Below are 14,763 nucleotides of genomic sequence, written 5' to 3'. Positions count from 1 at the left end.
CAGCGACCGATTGATTGTCGCTGCACCAGTTCCGGTTTGGGGATGAGATATGCCTGGCGAAGTGCCTGTGACGGTTGCGGTGGATTTTCCATTGTACGTGGTATCGGATGAAGAGTCTGGGGATGTGCTTGTTGCGGCCGAAGGGGTAGAGGGTTTTTTTGTCGCCCCGGAAGAAGAGTTGTCGGAAGTGGCCTTCCTGAGAGCTCATGAGGTCGAAAGGGGTAGGCGAAGAGTTGAAGATGCAGTGCTGGACGTCATGAATCGACGACGAGAGAAGGTTGGTGAGTACTTCATTGGTCGGGTTGTGCTCGGTGATACAGGCGTAGAGGCGCCAGGCGGCAATTTTTCGAGAGTCGCGTACCGGTTCTTTGGCAATCGCTGCGAGTATCCTGAAGCTGAGAGAATTTGGCGACGTTGGGCATCGGGAATCGCCCTGGAGAAGGGAGAATGGCTTCGATGGCCGGTGAGCTATCAGAGTGCATGGCTACACGTTGTTCAGAATTCTTGGTTTACTTCGAATCGTAGGGCTGCCCGCTATGGAGTGGATGACGTCGTCTACTTGGACGGTGCGCACATCTCTACAAAGTCGGGATTCTTCTGCGCATTGGGTGAGGCGGTCAATGGTCCGGGTGGATACTTTGGGTCGAATCTTGATGCTCTTGCAGACTGCATTTCTTCGAGTTGCGGCGAGGGGCCCCCAGTGAAGATTGTTTGGCGAGACTTTCAGGCGTCTCAAGAATTTCTAGATAGTGCCTTTCTGGATTCGGTCGCGGGAGTGATGCGTGAATTTCGCGTAGATTTTGTCACTTGCTGATTTTGGATTGTCGTGTATGTACGCAAGCGAATTTGGCGCCCCGTCAGGCAATGCCTGACGGGGCGTCTGGGTGGGGTGACGGCAGTAGTTGACGGCAACGTCAGCGGACGGGGACTGCGCAGAGCGGTGGTTCGTCGCCGTCGTCGGGCACGTCGGTGATCTCGGCGGGGTTGCGGAGGGCGTGGCTGAGGAGGTCAATGGCGTCGCGCTGGAGGCGGAGCCGGACGTGGGCGTAGACGGTGGCGGTGACGCCGATGTGGGCGTGGCCGAGGAGTTCCTTGATCACGACGAGTTCCACTCCCTGCTCCAGGGGGAGGGTCGCCGCCGAGTGGCGGAGGTCGTGGAACCGGATGCGGCGGAGCTTGGCCCGGTGGAGCAGGGCGGTGAAGTGCCGAGTGAGGGTGGCCCCTTCGATCGGGGCACCGCTGGGCCGGGTGAAGACGTAGCCGCTGTCCTGCCAGTTTTTGTCCGCTGCTGCGCGTTCCTGGATCTGCCGGTTGCGGTGCTGTTCGAGGGAGCGCAGGCATGGCGTTGGCAGGGCGATGCGTCGTTCGGAGCTCTGGGTCTTGGGCGGGAGGGCGGTCAGGCCGCCGGAGTTGGTGCGCTGGAGGGTGCGTCGGATGCTGGCGGTTCCGCCGGCCAAGTCAAGGGCGTCCCGCTGGCGCGGGCCGCCGCGCGCTGGCGGTCGGTGACCGCCGCCCGCTCCTGTCTACCGCCCCGCTGGCGACGGCCGCCGACCCCTCGGCGCGCAGAGCCCGGGAGCATAGGCCGGACTGCCAATCGGAAGCCCCGGTCTGACCGCTCAGCAGCAGACCGGCCGGGCACCCGAGAGGCCGTCCGGCGCGCTTGTACCGTGTGGCGTCGGTATCCCGGCGGAGCTGGGAACGCCGGCCGTGGTGCCTGGCTGGGGCCGTGACGATGGAGATAACTGGGCTGATGCCGGTGCGGGGTTGAGCGAGACACACGTGGCGGGTGATCGGTCGGCGCGCCCGCCGTCGTGGCTGACTTTCTGTGGCTGAGGCCAGAACCACATGGTCATGGGCACGGCACGCACGTGAAGCCCGTCCCTGCCGGGGCTGACGAGGACGGGGAGCCTCGATCGGTCGCGCCCGGCAGGGACGGGAGTCGGTAGGTCGACGCGGTGCGGCGCCTGGGCGAGCAGGGCCGGTCACGTCTGCCGCCAGGCCCGCCAGGGCCGGGTGATGATCTCCCGGTAGGTGTGGTGGGACGGGTTCTGACAGCAGTGCCGCAGCACCCAGTTCTGCGGTTCGACGAAGTCCTCGCTTGCCAGCGACGTCTCACCGTCCACGGCGCACTGCATCGCGTACAGGACCGGCTCCGCGTCCGGCTCGCGGTCGGGCTGGAGAGTCCAGGTCTCGTAGCGCAGGACCGAGCGAGGGGTCACCGTCCCCACCTCCGGTTGGCCACGGCCACCTTGGCGCTCAACTCCTCGGCCGGGGTCGGCGGACGAACGTCCCCGGGCGGCACGTCCCACTCCCGGCCACCGCCCGGTGGCCGAAGCTGCACGTACGGCCCCACGCACCCATCACCACGCCCACCTTGCCGTTCCGTCGGTCGACCACCAGGGCGCCGGCATCGGGCGAGACGGTGTGCCCGTCGGCATCAGAGGCAGGGGCCGTCAGTGACCACCCCGGCGAGGCGGCGCGCGATCGGGCGTCCAGTCGCAGGGCGGGAACACATGGGGTGGCGCTCATTCGCACGGTGACGCTCCTCGGCGGCGTTGATGCGTGCCCCTGGGCCTGTTGGTGCCGCAGGGTCGGCACCGATCCTCACGCCGGTCACCGGGACGAAGGAACCTCCACCAAACCCCACTTCGGGACGTCCTGCACCGTGTAGAACGTCCCTAGTGCCGTCCTGAGACGAAGGGGGAGAATCGTGCCGAACGAGAGACTACGAGCCGTCATGGCGGCCGGAGGCTGGACGTACGCCGCACTCGCTCAGCAGGTCGAGGTCGACCCCAAGTCGGTCGAGCGCTGGGTGAACCTCGGGCGTACCCCACGTCGTGCCACCGCCCTCCAGGCGGCCAAGGCCCTGGGAGAAGACGTGCACGCACTCTGGCCGGCGCTCCGCCAGGCCCGCCCCGCCCGCGCCATCAGCCCCGAACTGGTCGCGCTCTACGAGCAGCGGGCCGACATCCCCGTCTCGGCATTCACCGACCTGGTGGCCCAAGCCCGGGAACGGATCGACATCCTCGTCTACGCGGCCGTCTTCCTCCACGAGGCGTACCCGCGGCTGAACGAGCTCCTCACCGAACGCGCTGCCGAAGGCTGCACCGTCCGAATCGCGATCGGGGACGCCGACAGCGATACCGTCCAAGCCCGGGGCAAGGAGGAGCGGTTCGGCCACGGCATCGAATCCCGCTGCCGCCTCGCCCTCATGCACTACAGGCCCCTCACCGGCACCCCCGGCATCGAAGTCCGCACCCACGGCACCACGCTCTACAACTCCCTCTACCGCGCCGACGACCAGCAACTCGTCAACGCCCACGTCTGGGGCGTCAACGCCTACGCCGCCCCCGTATGGCATCTTCGCCGACACGAGACAGGCGGCATGTTCGACACCTACGCCGAGAGCTTCGACGCCGTGTGGGCGAACGCAACACCTGTACAACAGGAAGGCTGACCGTGGCCCGCACCGAGTACTACGACGACCCCAGCGCGCCCAAGCCGAACAGCATGGTCGTCGCCGCCTCCGCCGTCGTCACCGACGACCACGGGCGCATTCTCCTCCAGCGCCGCTGCGACAACGACCTGTGGGCACTGCCCGGCGGTGGCATGGACCTCACCGACTCCCTGCCCGGCACGGCCGTCCGCGAGGTCAAGGAAGAGACCGGCCTCGACGTCGAGATCACCGGCCTGGTCGGCACCTACACCGACCCGAAACACATCATCGCCTACACCGACGGCGAGGTCCGCCGCCAGTTCAACGTCTGCTTCACCGCCCGCATCACCGGCGGCCAACTGGCAATCTCCGACGAGTCCACCGAACTCCGGTTCGTGCCGCCGGAAGAGATCGAGCAGTTGCCGATGCACCACACCCAGCGGCTCAGGCTCCAGCACTTCCTGGAACAGCGCGAAGGGCCCTACCTGGGCTGAACAGGCTGACGGCAGTAGCTGACGGCAACAACCCCGCACAACCACGGACACCCACGCACGTCACCGGACCAGCAAACCGCACTTGACCTGCGGAAAAGCAGGTAGAGGGGTCCGCGTAGCACACGTACTATGTGCTGGCAGGCGCCACGCCGGTCCTGGTTCACAACTGTAATACCGGTCTCTCGGACCTGCCGATCCACGAGAGGCCGACGCGCTTTTTCGCAAAGGCAGGGCGAGATGGTGGATCGCATTGCCGGAAATCCAACGACACGCGAGCAGATGTACGGCAGCGCCGACGCGGGCCATGGCGGGGTAACCTCCCTCTCCAATGATGATCTCATTCGCTTTGGTGGGCCGAATGGGCGAGAGCCTATAACTGGCTTCAGGGACTTCGCCCCAGGGGACGATATAAACCTGCCGGGGTCTCGATTGCACATCGCCGACGGGAACAACCGGACAGCCGAGATAGCAAATCGGGTTCTTTCTGGGGATATGCATCCAGATACCCTAATTGAGATGATGATTGGAGGGCACTAGTGAAAGTGTGGGCTGTTCGCCTAAGCACCTCTGCGCACTTCACGGCCTGCGTCCTGCAAGGGGACGGGGAGATTGCCGGTAGGACTTGGGTCTGCGTTCGGGCTGCAGAATCAATCCCTCCAGTCTCCTGGCTTGGCTGTTGGAGTCGAACCCAGGGGGCTGGCGTGGAGGAAGTGCGCAAGCTCCTGAACGAGATCCAGGAATCGATTGCGGACCCGGTTCGAGTCGGCCCTTATGGCCCGACAATTGGGCGCCCCGGCCATTACGAATCCTGGGATTCCTGGGGTGCTGGAAGTCCGCTACCGATCTCCGGATTCCGGCCCTGGGAATCCATTCAGGGAGGCGTGGTCGAAATTTCAGACGATTCGCTCGATTTCTCGCATGGTGGAATCCGAGTCGGCATCTGAGGATATCGACCGAATGGATCGATAGCTAAATAGAGAAAGTCTCGCTGCCGCCCCACCAGACGAATCCGGTGGGGTGGCAGTGATGTGTGAGGAGGTCTTGACGGCAGTAGTTGACGGCAACGTCAGCGGACGAGAGTGGTGGTGGAACACGGTTCGTCGCCACAGGGACTGAGCGAGGTGTTGTTTGCCGGGACATCGAGTGCGGTGCCGAGGGAGTCGATGGCCTTGCGCTGGAGGCGGAGTCGGACGTGGGCGTAGACGGTAGCGGTGACGCCGATGTGGGCGTGTCCGAGGAGTTCCTTGATCATGACGAGTTGGACGCCCTGCTCCAGGAGGGGCGTGGCGGTGGAGTGCCGTAGGTCGTGGAAGCGGATGCGGCGGAGCCCGGCCCGATCGAGGAGGGTGCGGAATCTGCGATTGAGGTTCGCTGGATCGATCGGCCCTCCTGCTGGTGTGGTGAAGACGAGGCCGCTGTCCTTCCAGCCTTGGGCGCTTGTCCATGCCGGACGCACCGGCCATGACCTGTTCAGGCGCATCGTCACCGACCACCCCAAGGTCATCCGAGCCGGCTGGAGGCCCGTCGGCAGTTGGATATCCCCTATAGATTTGCGGTTCGGCGTGAACGTGTCGCGATGTTCTGGGTCCTGGCCCTCAAGGTCGGCCCTGGGGTGGGGATGTGGGCGTGAGAAGCAGAAGAGGCATATTGCTGGGCGCGACAGTGGTGGCCGCAGGAGGGGCCGGCGTGATCGCGACGAATGCCTCACCCTTCCAGACGTCACCCGGTGATTCCATGCGCTCGTTGGCTTCTCTGCGAGGCTCGCTGCCTGCCGCTTGTGCGCGAGTCATGGCCCTTGATCTGTCTGGTGATCCGTCCGGTCAGAAGCCCGAAGCGTTGAAGGCCGCCATGACCCGGTTGCAGCAGTCGGTTGCGGCGGCTGACAAGGACGGCGTTGACGTCTGGCTTGCACTGGGGAGCCGTGTTTTCGCCGGAGGGGTGCCCGAAGGGGCGCAACGTCCTCGCCAACTGAAGGAAATGCCAGCCTCTGCTGGGGATCTGCTCGACCCGGAACAGTCGCACGGGGACGTGCTCGTACAGGTAACCGGAGCTGACAAGAGGGCGGTGCAGGAGGCTGCCGGGCAAGTGGTGAGGCAGGCTGCCGGGTGGCGTATGCGATGGCAGGTCGACGGGTCCCGGGCTGAGAACCGGGTCGAGGCCGGCAAGGGGCTTTCCCGCAATCCGTTCCATTTCACCGAAGGATTCGGGAATCCGGGCACCGGGCGTGAGATGACCGATCGGGCCGTTGTGCGCAGCGGGCAGGGCGAACCGGACTGGGCCGTGGGCGGCAGCTATCAAGTAGTTCGGATCGTGCGGTTCGCGACCGAGCTGTGGGACAAGGATTCCATCCGCGAGCAAGAACGCATCATCGGGCGGCGGCGCGACGGACGTTGGCTCGACGGTACCCCGACCGGCGAGCAGCCCAGCTTCGCTGCAGACCCCAACGGCAGGGCCACACCACTGGGTTCGCATGTGCGGCTCGCCGCCCCCGATCGGCGCAACCCGCCGCCCCTGGTGCGCCGCAGCTACAACTACGACGGTGGCAGCGGAGACAGCGGGCTGATCTTTTCCTGCTTCCAGCGGGACCTGGCCAAAGGGTTCGAGGCTGTGCAGAGACGCCTGGAGGGTGAGGCCATGGCCAAGTACATCCTCACCACCGGCGGCGGGTACTTCTTCGTGCCGCCACCCGGGGACGCCTGGATCGACGCGCTGTTCGCTCAGGCGACCGGGAACGCGTAGAAGATCCGGTCACGTTGTACGACGGCCGTGCGGCCGGCCGCCAGTACCCGGTACGGAGCGGTGACCGTGGGGCCCTTCGGGTCCTGGGCGCCGATGTCCTGGAACTTCCACAGTCGCCGCCCGTCCTCGGCGGCGAACGCGGTGACCTGGGAGCCGTCCGCGGCCAGCAGGGTGCGGCCGGTCGTGCTGAGGGTGACGGCGGGGGCGGCGGTGCCGATCGCCGCTTCCGTCGAGCGCCGCCAGCGCAGTCGCCCGGTCTCCCGCTCGACCGCGCCCACTTCCTGGTTGCGGTTGGTGGTGTGCAACACGGTCCCGGTGGCTACGGGGGTGCCGTACGGGGTCCCGCCGCTGCCGTTCAGCGTCCACTTCGGCTTGCCTGCCGGGGTCTCGAACGCCTGGAGGTCGTCGCCCACCGCCGCGTACAGCAGGCCCCGGTCGTCGCCCATGGCCGCCGCGTCCGGGGCGACCGTGCCGAACTGCTTGCTCCACAGCGCCTTGCCGGTCTTGCGGTCGAAGCTCCGGAAGACGGCCTTGCCCTTGGCGGCCCTGACGTCGCCGGGGGCGAGCGTGGCCGGGCTCTGACGTACGACCAGGTTGTTCTGCCGGACCGCGATCAGCCGGTGGACGGGGGTGGCGGGGCCGCGTCCGGCGGGTACGGGGGTGCGCCACAGCTGCTCGCGCCGCACGATGTCGTACGCGAAGAGATAGGCCCTGACGATCTGCTTGTCCTTGCCGCGCTTCTTGCCCTTCTTCTTCGGCGGCGCCTTGACGGTGGCCTTCTCGGACCCGGTGAACCAGATCACCGGCCCGGACGAGCCGACGAACTCCGGAGCCGAGAGCTTCGGCGTCTCGGCGGACAGGTCCGCGTGATCCGCCCGGTGCACGGTCTTTCCGTCCTTCGGCGACAGCCAGAGGAACCCGGATGGGACGGCCACGAAGCAGAGGTCCTGGCCGGCGGGGAGGGCGGGCTCTCCGCCGGCGGCGTCAGTGTTCTGCCAGACCCGGCGTCCGGTGCTCAGGTCCACGGCGGTCGCGCCGTTCTTGCCGGTGAGTACCAGCAGCCGCTCGTTCCAGACGGCGGCGGTGAGTGGTGCCGGTTCCGCCACCGGGTGCGTGTACACCCAGCGGGGTTGCGGCGGCAGCCCCGCGACGGTGGGACTGCTGTGGCTCGGCGCGGGCTTGGGGTCGTCCGTGTCCCCTCCGCCACCTCCCAGCGCGAGCACACCGCCGCCACCGACGACCAGCCCCGCGGCCCCGGCGGCGAGGCCGATCAGCAGACCGCGCCGGTCCACGGCGGGGGAGGGGGCGGCGGCGCGATTCGTGGGGATCGGCAGCGGGCGGGGGGCCACCGGGACCATGGGCGGAGGTACGGCGGGCACCCCGCCGGGCAGAGCAGAGGTGGGTCCGGCGGGGAGGGCCGGAGCGGGGGCGGCGGGGCGGCCGGTGAGTTCGGGCGGGACGGACAGCTGAGTCGTCGGCCGGTCGGTCCTCGGAACATGGCGCCCGATGTCCCCGAGCTGAGCGGTCTGTGTGTCCGGGGCCGGGACGGGGGCCGGAGCGGGGACGGGTACCACCGCGTCGGACGGCTCACCGGCCGAACCACCGGCCACCGCGTCGGCCGGCGCACCGGCCACCGCGTCCACCGGCGCACCGGCCGTGACCGTCTCCCGTGCGCGCGCCCCCTGCTCCGCCACTGCGGCGGCCAACCGCTCCGGCAGCCAGCCGCCCTTCGCCAGGCCCGCCGCCCCCTCCAGGGCCAGCTCGGCCGCCACCGTCCCGGCGCTCGGCCGGTCGGCCGGGTCCTTCTCCAGGCAGCGGGCGATCAGGTCGCGCAACTCCTCAGGGACCGCGCCGAGTTCGGGGGCGGTGCGGGCGATCCGCTCGGCGCCCTCGGCGGCCGGGCCGTCGGCGAGCGGGGTCGTGCCGGTCGCCGCGTACGCCAGCAGCAGGCCCAGCACGAAGAGATCGGAAGCCGGTCCGGGCTCCTCGCCCTCGACCTGCTCCGGGGTGAGATAGCCGAGTCGTACGGACAACTGCCCGCCGGGCCGGGCCTCCGCGGCGGCAGCGGCGCCCAGCGGGCCGAACGCGGTGAGCCGCGGCCCGTCCTCGGCCAGCAGCACCGTCCGGGGAGCCAGACCCTGGAGCACGGCTCCGGTGGCGTGCACCCGGGAGAGGGTCTCGGCGAGGCCCGCGCCCAGTATCCGCACAGCGCGCTCGGGAAGCGGTCCGGTGGCGTCGATCGCCTCGGAGAGCGTCAGCGCGGGTACGTACGGGCCCGCCGTCCACAGCAGCTCTTCGTCCGGGACATCGTCCGGGCCACCCAGCTGGGGCTGGACCCAGCCTCCGGTCAGCCGGTCCGCGGTGCGGGCCTCCGCCTGGAAACGGCGCCGGAACGCGGGCAGGGCGGCGAGTTCGGGGCGGGCGGCGGTGATCACCACCGCGTCCTCGGAGGCCGTGTCGCGCGCGAGGTACTGCACACTGCTCGCGGTCCCGCGCAACCGCGCCAGCACGGTGTACGGGCCGAAGCGGCGTGGATCGTCCTGACGCAGCGCCTCCATGGCGCACCCCCTCGCTGACCGTGCCTGGGCACCAGAGCGTCGATCTTAGACCGACCGCCCCTCGCTCCATCGGGCCCCGTACCCTCAGTCCGGCTTCGACCAGGGCCACTTGGGGCTGTGCCGCTCGCGGCCTCCGGGAGCGTACTCGTACACCCAGCCGCGCGGGAGGCCCAGCCGCTTGGAGTGACCGGCCGGCACCCTGCGGTACGCGTACACGGTCGCGGGACCGCCGTCGGCGGCCGGTACCGGGACCGTGTACCACTTGGGCGGATGGCCGGTCGGGCCGACGAGGACGGGCAGTACCCGCCCGTCCAGGGGCCCGCCGGTGAAGGCGGTGTTCTCGCTTCTCACCGTCCCAGTCTGACCGATCAGTCGTTCTGGGGCAGCAGATGGGCCGCCTCGCCGAGCACCGGGACCAGCAGCTGTGCCAGCCGTCCGGCCGGACCCGCGGCGGTCTCCAGCGGCAGCAGCGCCGTCACCGCCGACGCGGTCTCCGGATCCGTCGCCGCCGTGGCGGCCAGCAGCACGATCAACTGGTCGACCAGCCAGTCGCGCAGCTCGGCCGCGGCGGGCTGCTTTCCCTCGTCCAGCCAGATCAGGGACGCCTCCTCGACGGCCGCGATCCAGGTGCGCACCATCATCCGCAGCCTCGGGCCGGCCGCCTCGCCACTGCCCAGGTGCAGCAGGATCTGCTCGGCCGCCGCCCGACGCACCTCGTCGACGATCGCCGACGTACGGGAGGTCTCGACGACGCAGCCGCCGCGCAGCAGCGCGCTGAAACCGGTGTCGTGCTCGTCGACGAAGGCGAGATAGCGGTCGAGCACCCGCCTGACCCGCTCGGTGGGCGGTCCCACGGGCGGTTCGCCGAAGCACAGGATCAGCTGCTCGGCGGCGGATCTCAGCGCCGCCTCGTACAACTGCTGCCGTCCGCCGGGGAAGTAGCGGTAGACGAGCGGGCGGGACACCCCGGCGACGGTCGCGACCTCGTCGAGCGAGACCTCGTCGGGGGCCCGGTGGGCGAAGAGGGTGAGGGCCGCACCGAGGAGCTGGGCGCGGCGCTCCTCGACGCCGAGCCTTCGGTACGCGCGGGCCGGCGGCGCGGAGGCGGCAGCAGAGGTCATACGTCGAAGCCTAGGGCCTGTCCGGCGGATCAGGGTCGGGCAGGGCGCGCCGTGGGGCGGCCGGCTCAGGCCAGCAGGCCGGAGCGCTTCCACAGTCGGCGCCCCACCCCGTTCAGCACCCCGATGTCGTCGAAGAAGTCCGTCAGCCGCTTCGCGCCCGACTGCATGACCTCCGCCCGGTGGCCGCTCGCCCTCACCTGGGCGACGGCCTCGTGGCGGTCCAGGCCGACGTTCTCGTACACCTGCGGGTTGACGAAGCAGACGGAGAAGACGCGGGCCGCCTCGCCGCAGCTCAGCCGTGTCAGTTCGCGCTCCCAGCGCGGGGCGGTCACCATCTGGCGGCGCAGCTCCTCGCGGGCGTAGCGGACGTGCCGTGCCTCCTCGACCACATGGATGCGGGTCACGCCCCGCACCAGCGTCTGGACGCGCTCGTCCGGGAAGGTCAGCCGCTGCATCCAGTCGAGGATCTCCTCGCCGAGCAGGGTCGCGGCGAACGAACCGGGGGTGGTGGAGATGGTCTTCAGCACCCGTGCGAGGTTGTGATAGACGCGTGGCACGGGGTAGTCGGGCGACCCGCCCCACTTGATCATGCGGCCGAACATCATCGAGTGCCGGCACTCGTCGGCTATCTCGGTGAGCGCGTAGCGGACGTGATTGCTGGTCACCGGCCGGTCGTAGATGTGCCGGACCAGCAGCTGCATCAGGATGATCTCGAACCAGATGCCCAGCGAGGCGAGCGACGCCGCCTCGTGCCGGGACAGGTCCATCCGCTGTTCCTCGGACATCTTCCGCCACAGCGGGGTGTCGTAGAGCGAGACCAGCTCGGGCGGCCAGAACCACTTGCCGTCCTCGATCGCCGCGTGCCAGTCGAGTTCCTTGTCCGGGTCGAAGGAGTGCTTGGCCGAGGAGTCGAGCAGTCGCTCGGCGATCTGCTCGCGGTCCCGGAGCGGGCCGAGTGCGTCGCGAAGCAGCTGGACGTCGCGTTCGCTCACTGTGGTCATGCTGGAGGCACCTCGCACATGGGGTTACCGGCGGTCACCTCTTATGAGACTCCTCGTCAGTAAGGCCGTCAATCCCTTGCGCGCGACTTGTTGACCCGGCGTCTACCAACGTGTGAACCTGCCAACTGGAGCAACTGCCCAGGGAATTGCCGAAACATGCCAGGCGAAGGAGCCGTCCGTGTCGACACACGACCTCTACACCACCGCCCCCGAAGCACCGTTGTGGCAGGTACCCGCCTCCGGCGCCGCCCGCTTCAGCTGGGACTACGACGACGGCCGCGAACGCCTGCTCGCCCTCTACCAGAAGGGCAAGGACAAGCAGTGGGACGGCAACAAGCGCATCGACTGGTCACTGGAGGTCGACCCCGCCGACCCGCTCGGCACCCCTGACGAGGCCCTCACCCTGTACGGCACCCCGCACTGGGCGAAGATGACCGAGAAGGACCGGGGCGAGCTGCGCAAGCACTACACCTCCTGGCAGTTCAGCCAGTTCCTCCACGGCGAGCAGGGCGCCATGGTCTGCGCGGCCAGGATCGTGGAGTCCGTCCCCGACCTGGACGCGAAGTTCTACTCCGCGACCCAGACCATGGACGAGGCCCGGCATGCGGAGATATACGGCCGGTTCCTGCACGAGAAGGTCGGGATGCTCTACCCGATCAACGACAACCTCCAGGGACTGCTCGGAGACACCCTGCGCGACTCCCGCTGGGACATGCCCTACCTCGGCATGCAGGTCCTCATAGAGGGGCTCGCGCTGGCCGCGTTCGGCATGATCCGCGACACGACGACCAAACCGCTGCCCAAGCAGATCCTCGCGTACGTCATGCAGGACGAGGCCCGGCACGTCGCGTTCGGGCGGATGGCGCTGCGCGACTACTACAAGCAGCTGAGCGACGCCGAACTGCGCGAGCGCGAGGAGTTCGTCATCGAGGGCTGCTACCTGATGCGGGACCGGCTCAGCGGCGTCGAGGTGCTGGAGAACTTCGGCATCGGCAAGCAGGAGGCGAAGGACCTCTCCGAGCACTCGGAGTTCCTCCAGCTCTTCCGCAAGCTGCTGTTCAGCCGGATAGTGCCGTGCGTCAAGGACATCGGCCTGTGGGGCGAACGGCTCCAGAAGGCCTACGTCGACATGGGCGTCCTCGAGCTCGGCGACTCCAACCTGGACCTGCTCATGGCCCAGGACGAGGAGATGGCCGAACAGCTCGACCGGGACCGTTTCGCGGCGGAGGAAGAGGCCAGGGTCGCCGAGGTCGAGGAGGCCATCGCGCAGGGCGCACCGGGAGAGTGAGAGAAGCGGCGCCTTCGCGGTCCGCAACGGATGTACGCCGTCGGCCGGCGCGGGGAGTATGGCGGGTATGACGACCCCGATCCCGACCCCGCCCCTCGCCGCAGGTCCCGCGGCCGCCCGCCGAAGCCTCGAAGGGCTGTCCCTGGGCGATGCGTTCGGCGAGCGATGGTTCCCGCTCTTCCGTGAGCCCCGCCGGGCGTTCGACGAGATCAAGGCGCGCCGCACCCCCGAGGAGCCGGTCTGGCACTGGACCGACGACACCGCGCTCGCCCGTGCCCTGCTGCGCGTCCTCGACGAGCACGGCCGGGTCGAGCAGGACCGTCTCGCGCTCTGCTTCGCCCTCGCCTTCGAGGCGGACCCGGCCCGCGGCTACGGCCACGGCATGCACATCCTGCTGCCCGAACTGCTGGCCTCACCGGCCGACTGGCGCACCCTGGCCCCCGAACTCTTCGAGGGCGGCAGCCTCGGCAACGGGGCCGCGATGCGGGTCGCACCGCTCGGCGCCCGTTTCCACCAGGACCTCGAACTCACCGCCGGGCAGGCCGCGCTGCAGGCGGCCGTCACCCACGCACACCCGGAAGGGATCGCGGGCGCGGTGGCGGTCGCGGTCGCGGCGGCGCTCTCCGTCCGCGGTGAGCTCACCCTGGCCGCGGTCGCCGACCGGACCCCGGAAGGGCTCGTACGGGACGGGCTGCGCCGGGCCGTGGACGTACCCTTCGCCACCGAACCGTGGAAGGCGGCCGATCTGCTGGGCAACGGGCAGCGGATCCGCGCCGACGACACGGTGCCGTTCGCCCTGTGGACGGCGGCCCGGCACCCGGACGACCTGGAGGCGGCGCTCTGGGCGACGGCCGAGGGCCTCGGCGACGTCGACACGACCTGTGCCATCACCGGCGGCGTCGTCGGCGCGGCCACCGGGGTCGACGGGGTGCCCGAGCAGTGGCTGCGACGCCGCGAGCCGCTGGACTGAGGCGGGGCGGTCCCCACCGTCCCCGCGGTCCAGGCGGTCCCCACCGTCCCCGCGGTCCCGACGGTCCGCTCGCGGCACCGTCGGGGTCATGGCCGCACGGCGGGCAGCGCCTCCTCCACCGCACAGGCCGTCGCGAGCAGCGAGACATCGGCCCCGCGCTCCGCGACCAGCTGGAGCCCGACCGGGCAGCCGTCCGCCGTGAATCCGGCGGGCACACTGGCGGCGGGGTGCCCACTCAGGTTGAACGCCCAGGTCAGCGCGGTCGAGAACAGTTCGCCCGGACCGTCGTGGCCGTGCGGGCGGTTGGAGGTGGTCGGCGTGAGCAGCAGCGGGCTACGGGTGAACAGGGCGTCGAGCACGGTGTCGTTCGCGCGCCGGATCTCCGCGGCGCGCGGGGACGGCGCCCCGGCCCGGACCGCCTGCCACGCCTCGCGCGGGTCGAGCAGCCCGCACGCGCGGTCCACGAGCCGCACCACCCCGGCCGCCACCAGCCGCCGCACCGCCCGCCGGACGACCGCCGCGACCTCCGGGTCCACCTCGGCGTATCCCAGATCGGGGCTGAAGACGGCCGGTACGGGAAGGACGGTCGGCACCGGCTCGTAGGCGTCCAGGACGGAGCGCAGGTACGGTCCGGCCCCGGCGGCCGACCGGGTCAGCACCCCGGCGGACGCCAGCCCGGTGCGGTCGGGGGAGGGCAGCAGGCCGTTCGTCGTCTTCAGGCCGAACACCCCGCACCACGCGGCCGGGATCCGTACCGACCCCGCCCCGTCGCTGCCGGTCGCCAGCCCCACGAGGTGCGCCGCGACGGCGACCGCCGAGCCCGCGGAGGAGCCGCCCGGGGTGCGGTCGGGGCGCCATGGGTTGACCGTACGGCCGTGGGCGCCCAGCCCCCAGGTCTGCCAGGACGTGCCGGGGCCGGGCACCGATGTCGAGCCGACCGCGACCCCACCGGCCGCGATCAGCCGCCGGGCCGCGTACGAACGGATGCCGGTACGCCCCTTGACCGCGAACGGCATCCCGGCCAGCGGGAGCCCACCGGCCCGGCCGGCGTCGGCGAGCGCCCGCCCGTGCCACACCTCGACGAACGCGCACAGGCGGGGGTCCTCCCGCCCGATGCGTTCCAGCGCCCGGCCCACCCCGCCCGCGTCAGCCACCC

General features: G+C 69.6%; 13 protein-coding genes and 3 pseudogenes. 7 read left to right on the top strand and 9 right to left on the bottom strand.

Annotated elements, in window-relative coordinates; translation table 11 throughout:
- Positions 1-49 precede the first annotated feature (49 nt).
- The gene (locus OG611_RS00410; RefSeq protein ID WP_266414347.1) at positions 50-814 is read left to right on the top strand and encodes a barstar family protein; all 765 of its coding nucleotides are present in this window, start codon (positions 50-52) and stop codon (positions 812-814) included.
- Positions 815-914: 100 nt separating this feature from the next.
- Here the strand turns inward: OG611_RS00410 and OG611_RS00405 are convergent.
- The 3 genes and pseudogenes from OG611_RS00405 to OG611_RS00395 all read right to left on the bottom strand — a co-directional run.
- Positions 915-1,463 (bottom strand): annotated as a pseudogene (locus OG611_RS00405) (site-specific integrase); the annotation flags it as partial.
- Positions 1,464-1,982: 519 nt separating this feature from the next.
- Complete coding sequence (locus tag OG611_RS00400; RefSeq protein WP_323180061.1) at positions 1,983-2,228, bottom strand: hypothetical protein; 246 nt, start codon at positions 2,226-2,228, stop codon at positions 1,983-1,985.
- Positions 2,216-2,457, bottom strand: a pseudogene (locus OG611_RS00395) (hypothetical protein). The gene OG611_RS00400 and the pseudogene OG611_RS00395 overlap by 13 nt, the downstream one beginning before the upstream one ends.
- A 280-nt stretch (positions 2,458-2,737) precedes the next feature.
- Between OG611_RS00395 and OG611_RS00390 the strand changes: the two are divergent.
- From OG611_RS00390 to OG611_RS00380, 3 genes are all read left to right on the top strand, one after another.
- Positions 2,738-3,457, top strand: coding sequence for an XRE family transcriptional regulator (locus tag OG611_RS00390; RefSeq protein ID WP_266425395.1), 720 nt, complete (start codon positions 2,738-2,740; stop codon positions 3,455-3,457).
- Between the two features lie 2 nt (positions 3,458-3,459).
- The gene (locus tag OG611_RS00385; RefSeq protein ID WP_266414343.1) at positions 3,460-3,930 is read left to right on the top strand and encodes an NUDIX domain-containing protein; all 471 of its coding nucleotides are present in this window, start codon (positions 3,460-3,462) and stop codon (positions 3,928-3,930) included.
- Between the two features lie 701 nt (positions 3,931-4,631).
- Positions 4,632-4,874 carry a hypothetical protein gene (locus OG611_RS00380; RefSeq protein WP_266414342.1) on the top strand — a complete coding sequence of 81 codons (243 nt, stop codon included), beginning with the start codon at positions 4,632-4,634 and terminating at the stop codon, positions 4,872-4,874.
- A 122-nt stretch (positions 4,875-4,996) separates the two neighbouring features.
- On the opposite strand, the pseudogene OG611_RS00375 reads toward OG611_RS00380, so the two are convergent.
- Positions 4,997-5,356: pseudogene (locus tag OG611_RS00375) on the bottom strand (tyrosine-type recombinase/integrase); the annotation flags it as partial.
- Between the two features lie 260 nt (positions 5,357-5,616).
- On the opposite strand from OG611_RS00375, the gene OG611_RS00370 reads away from it, so the two are divergent.
- Positions 5,617-6,669 carry a Dyp-type peroxidase gene (locus OG611_RS00370; RefSeq protein WP_266414340.1) on the top strand — a complete coding sequence of 351 codons (1,053 nt, stop codon included), beginning with the start codon at positions 5,617-5,619 and terminating at the stop codon, positions 6,667-6,669.
- On the opposite strand, the gene OG611_RS00365 is transcribed toward OG611_RS00370, so the two are convergent.
- The 4 genes from OG611_RS00365 to OG611_RS00350 all read right to left on the bottom strand — a co-directional run bounded on the left by OG611_RS00365 (position 6,648) and on the right by OG611_RS00350 (position 11,349).
- Positions 6,648-9,227, bottom strand: a complete 2,580-nt coding sequence (locus tag OG611_RS00365) for a PQQ-binding-like beta-propeller repeat protein (RefSeq protein ID WP_266414338.1) — start codon at positions 9,225-9,227, stop codon at positions 6,648-6,650. The genes OG611_RS00370 and OG611_RS00365 overlap by 22 nt on opposite strands.
- 84 nt (positions 9,228-9,311) lie before the next feature.
- Positions 9,312-9,578: a hypothetical protein gene (locus tag OG611_RS00360; protein ID WP_266414335.1), complete on the bottom strand. Its 267-nt coding sequence runs from the start codon at positions 9,576-9,578 to the stop codon at positions 9,312-9,314.
- 17 nt (positions 9,579-9,595) lie between these two features.
- Positions 9,596-10,348 (bottom strand): TetR/AcrR family transcriptional regulator, encoded by a 753-nt coding sequence (locus OG611_RS00355; RefSeq protein WP_266414333.1) that lies wholly within the window; start codon positions 10,346-10,348, stop codon positions 9,596-9,598.
- A gap of 65 nt (positions 10,349-10,413) precedes the next feature.
- The gene (locus OG611_RS00350; protein WP_266414331.1) at positions 10,414-11,349 is read right to left on the bottom strand and encodes a diiron oxygenase; all 936 of its coding nucleotides are present in this window, start codon (positions 11,347-11,349) and stop codon (positions 10,414-10,416) included.
- A 178-nt stretch (positions 11,350-11,527) separates the two neighbouring features.
- Between OG611_RS00350 and OG611_RS00345 the strand changes: the two genes are divergently transcribed.
- Entirely contained in the window at positions 11,528-12,637 is a 1,110-nt protein-coding gene (locus OG611_RS00345; protein WP_266414329.1) for a ferritin-like domain-containing protein, read from the top strand.
- Positions 12,638-12,704: 67 nt separating this feature from the next.
- Positions 12,705-13,607, top strand: a complete 903-nt coding sequence (locus tag OG611_RS00340) for an ADP-ribosylglycohydrolase family protein (protein ID WP_266414327.1) — start codon at positions 12,705-12,707, stop codon at positions 13,605-13,607.
- Positions 13,608-13,693: 86 nt separating this feature from the next.
- On the opposite strand, the gene OG611_RS00335 is transcribed toward OG611_RS00340, so the two are convergent.
- Entirely contained in the window at positions 13,694-14,761 is a 1,068-nt protein-coding gene (locus tag OG611_RS00335) for an amidase (RefSeq protein WP_266414325.1), read from the bottom strand.
- Between the last annotated feature and the right edge of the window lie 2 nt (positions 14,762-14,763).

It is taken from the genome of Streptomyces sp. NBC_01363, from assembly GCF_026340595.1.
In the GTDB taxonomy this organism is placed as follows: Bacteria; Actinomycetota; Actinomycetes; order Streptomycetales; family Streptomycetaceae; genus Streptomyces.
This window is presented reverse-complemented; position numbering and strand designations above follow the sequence as displayed.

Coding starts and splice junctions, on each gene's coding strand:
- OG611_RS00365 (WP_266414338.1), bottom strand. CDS start 9,227: ATGGAGGCGCTGCGTCAGGACGATCCACGCCGCTTCGGCCCGTACACC.
- OG611_RS00350 (WP_266414331.1), bottom strand. CDS start 11,349: ATGACCACAGTGAGCGAACGCGACGTCCAGCTGCTTCGCGACGCACTC.
- OG611_RS00410 (WP_266414347.1), top strand. CDS start 50: ATGCCTGGCGAAGTGCCTGTGACGGTTGCGGTGGATTTTCCATTGTAC.
- OG611_RS00340 (WP_266414327.1), top strand. CDS start 12,705: ATGACGACCCCGATCCCGACCCCGCCCCTCGCCGCAGGTCCCGCGGCC.
- OG611_RS00355 (WP_266414333.1), bottom strand. CDS start 10,348: ATGACCTCTGCTGCCGCCTCCGCGCCGCCGGCCCGCGCGTACCGAAGG.
- OG611_RS00390 (WP_266425395.1), top strand. CDS start 2,738: ATGGCGGCCGGAGGCTGGACGTACGCCGCACTCGCTCAGCAGGTCGAG.